This window comes from Ruegeria sp. CG1 (genome assembly GCF_056537265.1).
The window spans coordinates 93614-106322 of sequence record NZ_JBQFRF010000006.1 but is presented as its reverse complement, the minus strand read 5'-3'; the positions used below and the strand labels follow the sequence as shown (position 1 = coordinate 106322).

Below are 12709 nucleotides of genomic sequence, written 5' to 3'. Positions count from 1 at the left end.
CATGGGTCTCCGGCTTTAGATCTGGCGAGAAGCATTAAGGTGCGGACGGGTCTCCGCGAGGTCTTCGAAATGGTGGTAGGTCAGGGTCAGAGAGATCACACCCGGGATCTGATGCAGATCCATGATCGTCTCGGACGCCATTTTTTCCGGCGTATCCTCGACCACAACAACAATGCGGCCATCCTCGGATGCCGCGTGAACTTCTGCCCCGTTTGTACTTGCAATCGCGGCCTGTGCACTCTGCGTGGTTTCGGGTGTTACATGGACGAGGCATCCACAGATATTCATAAGGCTACCTCCTGAGCGGGCGGGGTGTGGCGTTCGAAGCTGACAGAACCGGCAGGACAGGCGCTGGCACAAGCGCCACAGCCGGTACAAATATCGGTGTCGAGTTGGGGTTCAGCACGACCACCGGTTTGCAGCCGAAAGCGGATCGCGTTTTGGTCGCACACATCCTGACAAACCCGACAGCTGACACCATTCATCGACAGGCAAGAGGCCGACACCGCAGCGCGCCAAGGCCAATCAGCCACGTGTTCAGGATTCAGCGCCCCGGTCGGGCAAGCGTTGGCGCAATCACCGCAAAAAGTGCAGGGGCCTGCGTCCAATTGCACAACAGGCCAGCCTTGCGCGTCGAAACGGATGATATCTTCAGGGCAGGCCTCGCGGCATTCGTCGCATTGAGTGCAAAGCTCAAGAAACTCGGTCACCGCACCCGGTGGGTGGATGGCTGATGTATCCTCGCGCAGCACTTTCCCTTTCAGGAATGCGCGTCGGCTGGCTAGCTTGTTCATTCGCTCGCGACCTTTGAGTGATCGACAGGGGTTGGCCTGCCTGACTCGGGTGTTAGCGTAGCACAGCGTGTAAGGAATTGACCTAGATCATTTTTGAACTGCTTATTTTTTCAGCATCCAGGGGCGGCAACACCCGAATATCAGGCGCGTTTCTCACCGATTGTAGCAACGCCAAGAACCGAAAGCACCTTTGCCTCGATCTGTTCTGCGTTCATTCCTGCGACGGCGTACATATCCGCCGGGCTCGCCTGATCGATGAAGATATCCGGCAGCACCATCGAGCGATACTTCAACCCTTCGTCAAACACGCCCTCATCCGCAAGCAATTGCGCAACATGGCTGCCAAAGCCGCCGATGGCACCTTCCTCGATGGTGATCAGTGCCTCGTGATTGGCAGCCAGATCAAGGATCAGGTCCCGATCCAGCGGTTTGGCAAAGCGTGCATCGGCGATGGTGGGCTTGATCCCGCGCGCCGATAGCGCCTCTGCTGCTTTCTGCACTTCGGCCAGCCGCGTACCGAAAGACAGCAGCGCCACCCGGGCACCTTTCTGGATCAACCGGCCCTTGCCGATCTCCAATACTTCTCCGCGCTCGGGCAGATCAACGCCCGCTCCTTCGCCGCGAGGATACCGGAAAGCGATCGGGCCATCGTCATGTGCCACCGCAGTGGCGACCATGTGCATCAATTCGGCCTCATCTGCGGCCGCCATGACAACCATACCCGGAAGGTTGGCCATGTAAGCAATATCAAACGACCCCGCATGGGTCGCACCGTCTGCCCCAACCAGACCCGCACGGTCGATGGCAAATCGCACCGGCAGGCGTTGGATCGCCACATCATGCACAACCTGATCGTAACCACGCTGCAGGAAGGTTGAATACATCGCACAGAAAGGCTTCATCCCCCCGGCGGCCAACGCAGCCGAGAAGGTCACGCCATGCTGTTCGGCAATCGCTACGTCGAAACAGCGCGACGGATAGCGCTCGGCAAACAGGTTCAGCCCGGTCCCGTCCGGCATCGCGGCTGTAACCGCGACGATCTTGTCATCCCGCGCTGCTTCATCGACCAGTGTCTTGCCAAAGACCGAGGTATAGGAAGGCGCGTTGGAGGGCGCCTTTTTCTGCTCGCCCGTCACCACGTCGAACTTGGCGGTCGCGTGGCCCTTGTCGCGGGCCTGTTCGGCGGGGGCATACCCCTTGCCTTTCTTGGTCAGCACATGGATCAGGATCGGTCCGCTTGCCTTCGCCTTGACCGCACGCAGAACCGGCAGCAACTGGTCCAGATCATGCCCGTCGATGGGGCCGAGATAGGAAAAGCCGAGCTCTTCAAATAGCGTCCCGCCCATGGCCATGCCCTTCAGCATATCCTTGGCGCGCTTTGCCCCTTCGCGGAAGGGTTCCGGCAGCAACGACACCGCACCTTTGGCAGCAGCTTTCAGATCGTGAAACGGTTCTTCGGCATAAATGCGCGATAGATAATTCGATAGGGCACCCACCGGCGGTGCAATGCTCATCTCATTGTCATTGAGAATTACGATCAAGCGTTTCTTCAGATGGCCTGCATTATTCATCGCCTCAAAGGCCATGCCGGCGGACATAGAGCCATCGCCGATCACAGCGATCGCATCGCCCAGCCCTTCAGGCGTAACGCCGCCCAGATCACGCGCGACAGCAAAGCCTAGCGCGGCACTGATCGAGGTACTGGAATGTGCAGCGCCAAATGGATCATAGGCGCTTTCACTGCGCTTGGTGAATCCGCTTAGGCCGTCTTTTGTGCGCAGGGTGCGAATTCGGTCCCGGCGTTCTGTCAGAATCTTGTGCGGATAACACTGGTGACCTACGTCCCAGATGATCTTGTCTCGTGGCGTGTCGAATACCGCGTGCAGCGCCGTGGTCAGCTCGACGACACCCAGACCCGCGCCCAGATGCCCTCCGGTCACCGAAACTGCTGAAATCGTCTCGGCCCGCAACTCATGTGCGACCTGATGCAACTGCGCATCTGAAAACTGCTTCAGATCCGCTGGGCGGCTCACAAGGTCCAACAAGGGCGTATTCGGGCGGTCAGACATTTGGCGTTCCTGGCTTAGCTGTCCCGGGCAATAACGAAGCGGGCAGCCTGCTTCAAGGTTTCTGCAGCGGGGCCATGTTCGTCCAGCGCAGCACAAGCCTGATCCACAAGCTCAATTGCACGGGATCTGGCGGCGTCCAGACCCAGTAGCGAGACAAAGGTCGCTTTGCCCGCCTCGGCGTCTTTCTGCAGCCGCTTTCCGGCCTTTTCGGCATCTCCTTCGACATCCAAAATGTCATCCGCGATCTGAAAGGCAAGCCCAAGCGCCTGGGCATATTGGCGCAAGGGGGTGGGATCGGCCTGCGCCAATCGCGCACCCGCGCAGGCGGACCATTCGATCAACGCACCGGTCTTGCCCGCTTGCAGATGTGTAATCTCATCCAGTGTCAGCGGCTCCGCCGCCGTCTCAGCGGCGATATCCAGCGCCTGACCCAGAACCATACCCTGTGCGCCGCTCGCTTTTGCCAGCGTTAGAGCCAGTTCAGCGCGTATTTCAGCGTTTCCAACCTCTGGTCGAGCGCAAAGCTCAAACGCAAGTGTCTGCAGCGCATCCCCGGCCAGAACGGCGGTGCCCTCATCCCATTTCACGTGCACCGTCGGGCGTCCACGCCTCAGGTCGTCATCATCCATGCAAGGCAGGTCGTCATGGACCAGAGAGTATGCATGCAGCGCTTCGATACCTGTCGCTGGCCAGATTGCCCGAGCTGTATCGACGCCAAGCAACCGCGCGCTTTCCAATACCAGAAACCCTCGCAGACGCTTGCCGCCCTCGGTGGCATAGGCCATGGCCCGTGTCACATCCAGATCATCCAGCGCGCTCAGAACCAGATCGAAATGGCTCTGAATCAGCGCGGCATCCTGTGCCAGCTTTTCACGAAACATTTACTGACCTTCGACAGGCGTCGTCCCGGTTGGCTGGCCATCTGCGTCCAGAGTGATCGCGGCCACTTTTTCCTCAGCACGCTTCAACTCATCCTCGCAGCGCTTCTTCAATGCGGCGCCACGTTCGTACAGCGCAATCGATTGATCCAGCGCCACATCACCACGTTCCAACTGGCCAACCACGGCCTCAAGCTCTTTCATCGCTTGTTCGAACGTCATCTGTTCAACTGGGGTATCGGTCATCGTGCTGCCTTTATCAGTTCTTCCACATGGGCGCGTGTCGCCTCGGCCAATGCGTTCAGATCATAACCGCCTTCCAGAGTCGAGACGATACGGCCATCACACACGTCATCGGCAATCTTGCACAGCTCCGCCGTGATCCAGGCGAAATCGCCAGTGGACCAATTGAGATTGGCCAACGGATCATCCTGATGCGCATCAAACCCAGCGGAAATAATGATCAGTTCCGGCCTAAACGCCCGCAGACGCGGAAAGGCTTGCGCTTCATAGGCTGCCCGCATCTCGGCCCCACCCGTGCCCGGAGCCAATGGTATGTTCAAAACGGTTTCATAAGCACCGGTCTCATCCGGGCGGCCCGAGCCGGGCCATAAGGGCATCTGCTGGCTGGTAATCACCAAAGCGCGTTTCTCATCCCACAGCAGGTCTTGCGTGCCATTGCCATGATGCACGTCGAAATCCACCACTGCCACGCGGTTCAACCCGTGATGATCCAACGCGTGCTTTGCAGCCAGCGCGGCATTCCCAAACAGGCAGAACCCCATGGCCGTCTCGGTCTCGGCATGATGCCCCGGAGGCCGAATAGCGCAAAACGCGTTCGGCGCTTCGCCGGCCAGAACTATATCAACGGCCCGCACGGCGGCACCCGCCGCACGATAGGCTGCATCAACAGATCCCGGAGACATGAACGTATCCCCATCAATCTGTTTGAACCCATCCGGGGGCCTGTGGTCGAGAATATCGCTGATATGGTTCTGCGGATGCACCCTTAGCAGATCATCATCCGCCGCCAACGGCGCCGTCACACGCTGAAGATCCAGCCCCTCAAGCGCATGTAGGATATGCTCTAACCGCGCCACCCGTTCCGGATGTCCCTCAGGTGTCACATGGTGCAAACAATCTGCATGGGTCAAAAGGGCGGTTTTCATCAGGATCCCATCTTCATCTGGCTAAAAATACCTTCGCCGAAGGCCTAAGATCGCCGCGCAGCGGCAAAATCAATCCGGTGCCAACATATACCCTGCACCCCGTACGGTCTGCAGATACCGGGGTTGCTTCGGATCTTGCTCAAGCTTCCGACGCAAGCGGGTGATCTGTACGTCCACAGCGCGCTCCTGTGCCTGACCTTTGTCACGCCCCAGATCTTCGACCAGCTTGGCTCGGCTGATCGGTTCGCCGGGTTGAGCCGAGAATATTTTCATCAACTGGCTTTCGGTCGCGGTTAGGCGCACCGGGTCTTCGCCCTGCCACATCTCACCGCGTTCGATATCATAGCGAATGGGCCCAAGATGTAGAATCTTCGCCGCCGTGTCCTGTGCAGGTGTCTCTGGCATCCGACGCAGAATGGCGTTGATCCTCAGCAGCAACTCTTTCGGCTCGAATGGCTTGGCCAGATAGTCATCCGCACCCGCCTCAAGCCCGGCAATCCGATGCTCGGTCTCGCCCTTGGCCGTCAAAAGCAGGATCGGGGTGGAATGGGTGTCGCGCAGAGATCGGGTCAGGCTCACACCGTCCTCACCGGGCATCATCACATCCAGCACGATCAGATCGAAATCCAGTCCCGACAAAACCCGCCGCGCATGGGCTGCATCCCGCGCTGAGGTCACCAGAAACCCGCTGCGCATCAGGAATTTCTTGAGCAAATCGCGAATGCGCTCGTCATCGTCGACGATCAGAAGATGGGCGTCCATTTCGCTCATGAAGTCGTATCCCGCAGTTTCGTATATGCACGACGCATATCAGCATCCATCATTGCTTCAAGCACTTTGCGAAACCCGGCCACCGCTTCGGGGCCCGCATCCTTGTAGGCCGCGCGCATCCGGGCGCGCTGGGCGTCGGAGAGTTTGGCCTCTAACGCCTTTCCCTTATCCGTCAAAAATAGGTGGCGTTCGCGTTTGTCCACTGTTCCGACCCGGCTTTCGACCAACCCATCTTCGATCAGGCTGCGCAAGACGCGGTTCAGTGATTGTTTCGTAACACCCAATATGGCCAGCAGGTTGTTGACCGTTGTCCCGGGTGCACGATTGATGAAGTGGATGGCCCGATGATGAGCACGGCCGTAGGCCAATTCAGTCAGGATACGGTCCGGATCAGCGGTAAAGCCGCGATAGGCAAAAAACATGGCCTCGATGCCCTGCCTCAGTTGTTCATCTGTCAGAAACAACAGGCTTTCTCCGCCAAAGACCGGGGCGGGACGGATGTCGGTCATGTTGGGCCTCATTCGCAATATAATCTGACTTTATGTCAGCCTTATTGACATTCCAAGAGCGCACAGGTATCGAATCGCAGTTTTTGCGCAACATTGTGTCCGATACGGACCTAAACGGCGCAACATTCGGAAATATCGACCGGTTCAGGAGGTTTCGCATGGCTGGATATGACGATCGCGACGGTGTCATCTGGATGGATGGCGAATTGGTGCCCTGGCGTGAGGCCAATGTGCACATCCTGTCCCACGCGATGCATTATGCGTCTTCGGTGTTCGAGGGTGAGCGCGCTTACAACGGCAAGATCTTCAAAAGCCGCGAGCATTCCGAACGCCTGATCGCGTCGGCAGAGGCGCTGGATATGCCGATGCCATACTCGGTCGATGAGATCGAGGCCGCCAAGGAAGAAGCGCTCAAAGCCAGTGGTCTTCAAGATGCGTATGTACGTGCGCTGGTCTGGCGTGGCTCGGGCGAGGATATGGGTGTGGCGTCCGCCAAGAATCCGGTTCGGATGGCCATCGCTGTTTGGCCTTGGGGTGCCTATTACGGTGACGCTAAGATGCAAGGCGCCAAGTTGGACATCGCCGAGTGGAAACGACCCAGTCCGGAAACCATTCCAGTCCATGCCAAGGCAGCAGGTCTTTACATGATCTGCACCATTTCCAAACACAAAGCTGAGGCCAAAGGCTGCTCGGACGCTTTGTTCATGGATTATAATGGCAATGTCGCCGAGGCGACGGGGGCAAATGTCTTCTTCGTTAAGGATGGCGAAGTGCACACCCCGCTGGCCGATTGCTTCCTCAACGGCATCACTCGTCAGACGGTGATCCAGATGCTGAAAGACAAGGGCATCACTGTTCATGAACGTCGGATCCGTCCCGAGGAGATGGCCGATTTCGAGCAATGCTGGCTGACTGGCACTGCAGCCGAAGTTACACCTGTCGGGCAGATCGGCGATTATACCTTCGAGGTTGGCGATCTGACCCGCGAAATCGCCGAAGATTACGAGAAATTGGTCCGCGCGTAAGTTAACACCGTATTGAACCCCCGCTCAGGCGGGGGTTTTGATTGCAGATCATGCAAATATGCATGCAGATCGTTCGAAGGTATGGACGCTGCCGGGCCAAGCCGTATCGTTGGCTCATGTTAGATCTTCTCAGCGATATCCTTACACGCCTGTCTCTGCGTGGCACATTTTATTTCCGCACATCCTTTACTCCGCCGTTTGGGATACAGGTGCCGGGCTTCGAGAACGTGGCCCGGTTTCACTTTGTGCAACGCGGTGAATTGAAGGTGCACCTGCCAACAACCGGCGAGACCTTGCGGTTGCGGCAGGGTGATCTGATTCTTATTCCCCACGGTGCGCCGCATGCGCTGCTGTGTAATGAAGTCAAACCCTATGATGCCTTGCCCCTTGAGCAGGTGTTAGAGCTGTCAGGCTACAAAGGCGATGGTGTCCTAGTTTATGGCGGTGAGGAAGATGAGCGCGATACGCAACTGATTTGCGGACATTTCTCATTCACCGGGCCAGCCGGGCGAAACGGAACCGGTCATATGCTGATCGACCGATTGCCACCTTTTATACTGATCGAGAATTACGGTGAAGAAGCGGGTGCCTGGATCGAGGCGACATTGCGCATGATCGGGTCTGAAGTGTCCGGTGCTCGCATCGGCGGTGACCTGATCGCGCTGAAACTGTCCGAAGTGCTGTTTGCGCAAGCGATCCGGGCATACCTTGAACATCAAAGTCCTCATGATGCCGCGCTTGCCGGATTTGCCGATCCGCGCATCTCGCGGGCGCTGACAGCATTTCACCAGTCTCCGGCGCAGGAGTGGAGCGTTGCGATGCTCGCGCGAGAAGCAGCAATGTCACGCACCGCATTTGCGCAGCTTTTCTCACAAAAGATGGGGACTACCCCGATGCAGTACCTGACGGACTGGCGGATGCAGATCGCGTGCCATGGGTTGACCGAAAATCGCTGGAACGTTGCGGATGCCGCAGCAGAAGTGGGATACGCGTCCGAGGCTGCGTTTTCACGCGTGTTCAAGAAGCAGGTCGGACTGTCGCCCGCCGCGTACCGTGCGATGCACTAATCGTACAAATCATTTGAACGATCTGCAATAAATGTAAAACGAACTGAGATGTTGCGTTCAATCGCGCGCCCCTAATCTTTGATCATCACTGATTGAAGAAAGGAAGTTCACATGTCCCTGCGTTTTGTCACCCGTTCTGTCCATGCCTATCTTGACTACCCGGTTGCGATTGCGCTGATGGTTTTGCCTTTTGTACTGGGGTTGGGCCAGTCCAACCCGCTGGCACTTTGGCTGTCCGTTGTGACCGGCATTGCAGCATTCGTGCTGACCGTTCTGACAGACCATCACCTTGGGATTTGGCGGGTTCTGCCATACAAGTTCCACTTGGCTGTTGATCTGCTTGTCGGCGTCACGTTCCTGTTTGCGCCCAGCCTGTTTGGATTTTCTGGGCTTGATGCGTTGTTCTACTGGGTGAACGGGGCCGCAGTCGTTGTGGTGATCTCGCTCAGCGCGCCCGAACAGAGCGCTATTGCTTGAAGTGAGTCAGAACCGTAGCGATCAGCTGGGCCATGCGGGCATCCGGATGGCCTTTTTTTGTTTTAGACACTAATAAGGCCAAATTTGCCCAATGGGTCGCCCCTGTTGCATCAGATTTTCAGGCTTGAATTTTCCGACAAAAACCATCAGATATAGCGCAACGCCAGATGACACCATCAAGCAACTGGTTCCGGGGCGATCTGTGGGCTCAGCAAAAGCAGATGTGAAAGCCCGCCATCGCCCCGGGAACGACCAAAGGAGCCCGCGATTGCGTGATCGATTTGAAGAACTGATGGCCGATCCCTGCTGTGCATCGTGTGATTGCGACGCGCTAACCTCAGAAGTCGCGGCCTATCTCGATCACAAGACCTGCAACGCCGAGCGCTGCCGGGCGCTCGAAGAACGCTCAGCCGCAACGATGTACGCAGTCAGGCGCGATTCGATGCGCGCGCTGAATGAGGGTGGTGCGCGGGCCTAGAAATCCACACCACGTTGGGCTTTGATGCCGGCTTGGAACGGGTGTTTTTCTTCGGTCATCTCGGTTACCAGATCCGCATAGTCCCTGAGGGCTTGCGGGGCATCCCGGCCAGTCAGGAACACGCTGGTTTTGTCTGATCGGGTCTGAAGCCCTTCAATAACAGTGTCTACTGAAAGGTATTCGTAGCGCAGGGCGATATTGATCTCGTCGAGGACAACCAGATCGTAGTCGCCGCTTTTCATCAGATCACAGGCCTTGTTGAAGGCCGAAGTCGCTGCCGCGATGTCGCGCTCGCGGTCCTGCGTATCCCAGGTAAACCCTTCGCCCATCGTGTGCCAGGTGACCAGATCGCGTCCCTCAAAGAACCTGCGCTCACCGGTTTTCCACTTGCCCTTGATGAACTGAACCACAGCCACTTTCTGGCCCCAGCCCAATGCCCGGATCACCACGCCAAACGCAGCCGAGGATTTTCCCTTGCCCTTACCTGTATTGATCAGCACCAGTCCCCGGCCGGGATCGACCGCTTCCGAGACTTTCTTGCGGTGCTTGGCTTGCACCTCTTGCATCTTTTCTTTGTGGTTCTGTGCGTCGCTCATCGGGAAACCTCATAGGTATATCGCGACCCAACCTAGGGAAAGATTGCGAAAGGTAAAGTCAGGCTTTGGGATCCGTTGCTGATCGCGCTTTGGTCCGATCAAGGCCAAGTTGTCGTTCACGCAGGATCACCACGACGTTGCCTGCAATCACCAACGCCGCGCCGCCCAGCATCACCAGGGTTGGCAACTCATCGAACCAGAAATAACCAATGACAATGGCGAACAGCATTGTGGTGTAGTCATAAGGTGCCAGCATTGACGCTTGTCCAAACTTGTAGGACGAGGTCACCAGAATCTGCGCCACTCCGCCGATCAGGCCGATTGTCACCAGCAATGCGGCTTGCTCCCATGTCGGGATAACCCAGCCCCAAAACACTGTGAGACCCGAAAGCAAGGTCGCTGTGAGAGAGAAATAGAACACGATTGCGGCGGGATGATCCACCTGTACCAGTTGTCGAATATGTATCTGCACAAAGGCACGGGCAACGGTTGCAGCCAGCACGCAAAGCGCACCTATTGTTGCGGCGGTTTCGGCAGTGCCTGAACCCAGCCGGGGCCAGATCATGATCAGAACGCCGACAAGGCCAAGCGCGACGGCCCCGATACGAATCATTCGTATCCGCTCGCCCAACATGATTGCAGCCAGAATCAGCGTGAAGATCGGGGTTGCATATCCGATGGCGGTTACCTCGGGCAGCGGCAACAGGCTAAGACCAGTAAAGGTCAGCCCCATGGCCGAGGTTCCCAGAACCCCGCGCCAGAAATGGCCCATCGGCTTCTTGACGACAAAGCCGTGCACCAGCTCTCCTCGCCAGACAAGCCAGGCGATGATAACCGGAATCGCGAAAAGCGAGCGGAAAAACACCATCTCTCCCGGCGGGAAATCATCTGACAAAGCCTTGACCAATGCAGACATCGTCGTGAACAGCACGAGCGCACTGAGCTTGAGCGCCACGGCCAATGCCGGACGATGTGATGTTAAGGATTTCGCCATGGTCGCGAACCTGCGCCTTTGAGGCGGAAAGATCAACTGGCCAAAGTTGACGTATCAGAGATTGGACCAGTCTAGTGGAAGCGGAGCTCCGATTTCCTCTGACAGGTCCTTTAGAAACCTCATCATCCGCGCGGCTCGGTCCTGCGCGATAGCCCTGCCTTTTTCGGTCAGCATATCATTGGGTAAGCGCAGCAGTTTTATTTGCCAGTGATCGATTGAAAAAATCAGGTCATTCGGCAAACGGTTTTCGGCAAACGGATCTGACGGGTCATAAAGGGTGCGTCCCAGGGCGCCCGATACTGAAAAGTTGCGGGCGATACCGATAGCACCCAACGCATCCAGACGATCGGCATCCCGTAGTATTCGCGCTTCGAGTGTTTCGGGCGGGATGTTAGCCGAAAAGCTATGGGCGGCAATCGCGTGCTGCACGGCTCCAATTTCAGTGGTGGAATAGCCGAATTCTTCAAGAATAGGCTCTGATTCAGCGGCGGATCGCATCGAGGCCAGATGCCGATCCGGATCATCTTTTGACAGGTTGATCAGATCATGCAGATAACACGCCGCCAGCAAGACACGCGGGTTGGCTTGATCATCCGCAATCGCCTGCGCATTCACCCAAACCCGATCCAGGTGCGCCAGATCATGCGCCGGATCCGTCTGCATCCGTTGCCTGACGACCGCGCGCAGCGAAGCGCGCAGATCAGCCAATCCGTCCACGGTTCTTGCCGATTTGACCACGGTGCAGGAGCAGGTGATCAAGGATCACGCAAGCCATCATTGCCTCACCTACCGGAACGGCGCGGATGCCGACGCAGGGGTCGTGGCGGCCTTTGGTAATGATCTCGGTCTCTTCGCCGGATTTGGTGATGGTCTTGCGGGTGGTCAGAATGGACGAGGTCGGCTTGACCGCAAAGCGCACCACAACATCCTGGCCGGTCGAAATGCCGCCCAGAATACCGCCTGCGTGGTTCGAGCTGTATTGAGGGCCGTCCTGTCCCATGAATATCTCGTCAGCATTGGCCTCGCCGGTCAGTTCGGCGGCGGCCATGCCTTCACCGATTTCGACCCCTTTAACGGCGTTTATCGACATCATGGCTGCAGCCAGATCAGTGTCTAACTTGGCATAAACCGGCGCGCCGAGCCCCGCCGGAACGCCGCGCGCGACGACCTCGACCACTGCGCCGACCGAGTTGCCGGATTTGCGCAGGCCGTCCAGATAAGCGGCCCAATCTTCGGCTGCTTTGGCGTCGGGCGTCCAGAATGGATTCTGTTCGATCTGCGACCAGTCGAAATTGGCACGACTGATTTTGTGCGGACCGATCTGCGTCATGTAACCAGTGATCTGAACATTCGGAGCAATCTGCTTGATCGCCTCGCGAGCCAGTCCACCTGCGGCTACACGTGATGCCGTTTCCCGTGCGGAGCTGCGCCCGCCGCCGCGATAGTCTCGGATCCCGTATTTCTGCCAATATGTGATGTCGGCGTGTCCCGGACGGAACTTGTCCATGATGTCGCCGTAGTCTTTTGAGCGTTGATCGGTGTTCTCGATTATCAGCTGCACAGGTGTACCGGTTGTCTGGCCTTCGAATACGCCAGACAGGATCTTCACCTGATCGGGCTCACGCCGTTGGGTGGTGAATTTGTTCTGACCCGGTTTGCGCTTATCCAGCCAGTGCTGGATCATCGCTTCATTAATCTCAACGCCCGGGGGGCAGCCGTCGACCGTGGCCCCCAAGGCGGGCCCGTGGCTTTCACCCCAGGTGGTAACGCGGAAGAGGTGGCCAAAACTGTTCATCGACATGGGGCATGCTCCTTTGAGCGACGTGATTAGCGGGGAGTGCCTTGGTCCTCAAGCGGATTTGCATTTGCAGAGAAGCAAGCG

At 57.5% G+C, this 12709-nt stretch carries 16 protein-coding genes; 4 read left to right on the top strand and 12 right to left on the bottom strand.

The annotated features are described in order from the left end of the window. Positions 1 to 15: 15 nt before the first annotated feature. The 8 genes from ACR0AU_RS17545 to ACR0AU_RS17510 all read right to left on the bottom strand — a co-directional run bounded on the left by ACR0AU_RS17545 (position 16) and on the right by ACR0AU_RS17510 (position 6190). Entirely contained in the window at positions 16 to 288 is a 273-nt protein-coding gene (locus ACR0AU_RS17545) for a chaperone NapD (RefSeq protein WP_170566666.1), read from the bottom strand. Beyond that, complete coding sequence (gene napF, locus ACR0AU_RS17540) at positions 285 to 794, bottom strand: ferredoxin-type protein NapF (RefSeq protein WP_170566668.1); 510 nt, start codon at positions 792 to 794, stop codon at positions 285 to 287. Before napF ends, ACR0AU_RS17545 begins: the two co-directional genes overlap by 4 nt. A gap of 140 nt (positions 795 to 934) precedes the next feature. Continuing rightward, a complete protein-coding gene (dxs, locus tag ACR0AU_RS17535; RefSeq protein WP_170819095.1) occupies positions 935 to 2863 on the bottom strand; it encodes a 1-deoxy-D-xylulose-5-phosphate synthase in 1929 nt (642 codons plus the stop codon). A gap of 14 nt (positions 2864 to 2877) precedes the next feature. Then, positions 2878 to 3744, bottom strand: coding sequence for a polyprenyl synthetase family protein (locus ACR0AU_RS17530; protein ID WP_170425564.1), 867 nt, complete (start codon positions 3742 to 3744; stop codon positions 2878 to 2880). Beyond that, a complete protein-coding gene (locus ACR0AU_RS17525) occupies positions 3745 to 3987 on the bottom strand; it encodes an exodeoxyribonuclease VII small subunit (RefSeq protein ID WP_010443127.1) in 243 nt (80 codons plus the stop codon). Next, positions 3984 to 4910 carry a histone deacetylase family protein gene (locus tag ACR0AU_RS17520; RefSeq protein ID WP_170595083.1) on the bottom strand — a complete coding sequence of 309 codons (927 nt, stop codon included), beginning with the start codon at positions 4908 to 4910 and terminating at the stop codon, positions 3984 to 3986. Before ACR0AU_RS17520 ends, ACR0AU_RS17525 begins: the two co-directional genes overlap by 4 nt. 69 nt (positions 4911 to 4979) lie before the next feature. Then, complete coding sequence (locus tag ACR0AU_RS17515; RefSeq protein ID WP_170398206.1) at positions 4980 to 5681, bottom strand: response regulator; 702 nt, start codon at positions 5679 to 5681, stop codon at positions 4980 to 4982. After that, the gene (locus tag ACR0AU_RS17510) at positions 5678 to 6190 is read right to left on the bottom strand and encodes a MarR family winged helix-turn-helix transcriptional regulator (RefSeq protein ID WP_170398209.1); all 513 of its coding nucleotides are present in this window, start codon (positions 6188 to 6190) and stop codon (positions 5678 to 5680) included. The genes ACR0AU_RS17515 and ACR0AU_RS17510 overlap by 4 nt, the downstream gene beginning before the upstream one ends. A gap of 158 nt (positions 6191 to 6348) precedes the next feature. On the opposite strand from ACR0AU_RS17510, the gene ACR0AU_RS17505 reads away from it, so the two are divergent. The 4 genes from ACR0AU_RS17505 (at position 6349) to ACR0AU_RS17490 (ending at position 9237) form a co-directional block, all read left to right on the top strand. Further along, positions 6349 to 7215 (top strand): branched-chain amino acid aminotransferase, encoded by an 867-nt coding sequence (locus ACR0AU_RS17505; protein ID WP_170398212.1) that lies wholly within the window; start codon positions 6349 to 6351, stop codon positions 7213 to 7215. Between the two features lie 116 nt (positions 7216 to 7331). Beyond that, a complete protein-coding gene (locus ACR0AU_RS17500; RefSeq protein ID WP_170613144.1) occupies positions 7332 to 8282 on the top strand; it encodes an AraC family transcriptional regulator in 951 nt (316 codons plus the stop codon). 111 nt (positions 8283 to 8393) lie between these two features. Further along, entirely contained in the window at positions 8394 to 8759 is a 366-nt protein-coding gene (locus tag ACR0AU_RS17495) for an SPW repeat domain-containing protein (RefSeq protein ID WP_170664135.1), read from the top strand. 268 nt (positions 8760 to 9027) lie between these two features. Continuing rightward, positions 9028 to 9237, top strand: a complete 210-nt coding sequence (locus ACR0AU_RS17490; RefSeq protein WP_170398221.1) for a hypothetical protein — start codon at positions 9028 to 9030, stop codon at positions 9235 to 9237. On the opposite strand, the gene cobO is transcribed toward ACR0AU_RS17490, so the two are convergent. From cobO to aroC, 4 genes are read right to left on the bottom strand one after another with little or no spacing between them, the layout of a single operon-like run. Continuing rightward, positions 9234 to 9833, bottom strand: coding sequence for a cob(I)yrinic acid a,c-diamide adenosyltransferase (gene cobO / locus ACR0AU_RS17485; protein ID WP_170625409.1), 600 nt, complete (start codon positions 9831 to 9833; stop codon positions 9234 to 9236). The genes ACR0AU_RS17490 and cobO overlap by 4 nt on opposite strands. Positions 9834 to 9891: 58 nt before the next feature. Beyond that, a complete protein-coding gene (locus tag ACR0AU_RS17480) occupies positions 9892 to 10827 on the bottom strand; it encodes a DMT family transporter (protein WP_170398226.1) in 936 nt (311 codons plus the stop codon). Positions 10828 to 10881: 54 nt separating this feature from the next. Continuing rightward, positions 10882 to 11544 (bottom strand): HD domain-containing protein, encoded by a 663-nt coding sequence (locus tag ACR0AU_RS17475; protein ID WP_170733884.1) that lies wholly within the window; start codon positions 11542 to 11544, stop codon positions 10882 to 10884. Then, positions 11528 to 12628, bottom strand: a complete 1101-nt coding sequence (aroC, locus tag ACR0AU_RS17470) for a chorismate synthase (protein ID WP_170733829.1) — start codon at positions 12626 to 12628, stop codon at positions 11528 to 11530. Before aroC ends, ACR0AU_RS17475 begins: the two co-directional genes overlap by 17 nt. Between the last annotated feature and the right edge of the window lie 81 nt (positions 12629 to 12709).

Bases quoted from the DNA above. Each gene is read 5' to 3' on its own strand.
- ACR0AU_RS17545 (WP_170566666.1), bottom strand. From the start codon at position 288: ATGAATATCTGTGGATGCCTCGTCCATGTAACACCCGAAACCACGCAG.
- napF (WP_170566668.1), bottom strand. From the start codon at position 794: ATGAACAAGCTAGCCAGCCGACGCGCATTCCTGAAAGGGAAAGTGCTG.
- dxs (WP_170819095.1), bottom strand. From the start codon at position 2,863: ATGTCTGACCGCCCGAATACGCCCTTGTTGGACCTTGTGAGCCGCCCA.
- ACR0AU_RS17530 (WP_170425564.1), bottom strand. From the start codon at position 3,744: ATGTTTCGTGAAAAGCTGGCACAGGATGCCGCGCTGATTCAGAGCCAT.
- ACR0AU_RS17525 (WP_010443127.1), bottom strand. From the start codon at position 3,987: ATGACCGATACCCCAGTTGAACAGATGACGTTCGAACAAGCGATGAAA.
- ACR0AU_RS17520 (WP_170595083.1), bottom strand. From the start codon at position 4,910: ATGAAAACCGCCCTTTTGACCCATGCAGATTGTTTGCACCATGTGACA.
- ACR0AU_RS17515 (WP_170398206.1), bottom strand. From the start codon at position 5,681: ATGAGCGAAATGGACGCCCATCTTCTGATCGTCGACGATGACGAGCGC.
- ACR0AU_RS17510 (WP_170398209.1), bottom strand. From the start codon at position 6,190: ATGACCGACATCCGTCCCGCCCCGGTCTTTGGCGGAGAAAGCCTGTTG.
- ACR0AU_RS17505 (WP_170398212.1), top strand. From the start codon at position 6,349: ATGGCTGGATATGACGATCGCGACGGTGTCATCTGGATGGATGGCGAA.
- ACR0AU_RS17500 (WP_170613144.1), top strand. From the start codon at position 7,332: ATGTTAGATCTTCTCAGCGATATCCTTACACGCCTGTCTCTGCGTGGC.
- ACR0AU_RS17495 (WP_170664135.1), top strand. From the start codon at position 8,394: ATGTCCCTGCGTTTTGTCACCCGTTCTGTCCATGCCTATCTTGACTAC.
- cobO (WP_170625409.1), bottom strand. From the start codon at position 9,833: ATGAGCGACGCACAGAACCACAAAGAAAAGATGCAAGAGGTGCAAGCC.
- ACR0AU_RS17480 (WP_170398226.1), bottom strand. From the start codon at position 10,827: ATGGCGAAATCCTTAACATCACATCGTCCGGCATTGGCCGTGGCGCTC.
- aroC (WP_170733829.1), bottom strand. From the start codon at position 12,628: ATGTCGATGAACAGTTTTGGCCACCTCTTCCGCGTTACCACCTGGGGT.